Annotated in this window: 1 rRNA gene; it reads left to right on the forward strand. The window is 50.1% G+C overall.

Annotated elements, in window-relative coordinates:
* Positions 1–57: 57 nt before the first annotated feature.
* Positions 58–405, forward strand: a 23S ribosomal RNA gene (locus FDX09_RS14245); the annotation flags it as partial.

Consider the following 405-nt stretch of genomic DNA (forward strand, 5'->3'; position numbering starts at 1 on the left):
GTGTGTTCGAGTCTCTCAAATTTTCGCAATCAGAAGTGAAACATCTTCGGGTTGTGAGGTTAAGCGACTAAGCGTACACGGTGGATGCCCTGGCAGTCAGAGGCGATGAAGGACGTGCTAATCTGCGATAAGCGCCGGTAAGGTGATATGAACCGTTATAACCGGCGATTTCCGAATGGGGAAACCCAGTGTGATTCGTCACACTATCGTTAACTGAATACATAGGTTAACGAAGCGAACCGGGGGAACTGAAACATCTAAGTACCCCGAGGAAAAGAAATCAACCGAGATTCCCCCAGTAGCGGCGAGCGAACGGGGAGCAGCCCAGAGTCTGAATCAGCATGTGTGTTAGTGGAACGGTCTGGAAAGTCCGACGGTACAGGGTGATAGTCCCGTACACAAAAA

Origin of the sequence: Citrobacter sp. wls717, from assembly GCF_005280955.1 — a bacterium.
Classification (GTDB): domain Bacteria; phylum Pseudomonadota; class Gammaproteobacteria; order Enterobacterales; family Enterobacteriaceae; genus Citrobacter; species Citrobacter werkmanii.